The sequence below is a fragment of the Chryseobacterium sp. Tr-659 genome, from assembly GCF_011752975.1.
GTDB lineage: Bacteria > Bacteroidota > Bacteroidia > Flavobacteriales > Weeksellaceae > Chryseobacterium.
On the sequence record NZ_VWWP01000031.1, the window covers coordinates 1 to 255 of the forward strand.

Consider the following 255-nt stretch of genomic DNA (forward strand, 5'->3'; position numbering starts at 1 on the left):
TTCCCGTCTTTTTAATTAGTAGTCTCGGGCAGGCTCGAACTGCCGACCTCTACATTATCAGTGTAGCGCTCTAACCAGCTGAGCTACGAGACTGTCTGTTAGACTTACAGATTTCAGATAATAGATATCAGATTTAACTGACCCTCTTTTCTTAATCCTTGTCTCTCTCAATCCCTTTACTAATTTCTAGTGGGTTTTGTATTTTTATATATCAACCAAACAAAAAACTAAAGCTTGAACTTTAAGTAAGTTCTG

1 tRNA gene is annotated in these 255 nt (G+C 37.3%); it reads right to left on the reverse strand.

The features are described 5' to 3' along the window. Window positions 1-19: 19 nt before the first annotated feature. Window positions 20-93, reverse strand: a tRNA-Ile gene (locus tag F3J23_RS21860). Between the last annotated feature and the right edge of the window lie 162 nt (window positions 94-255).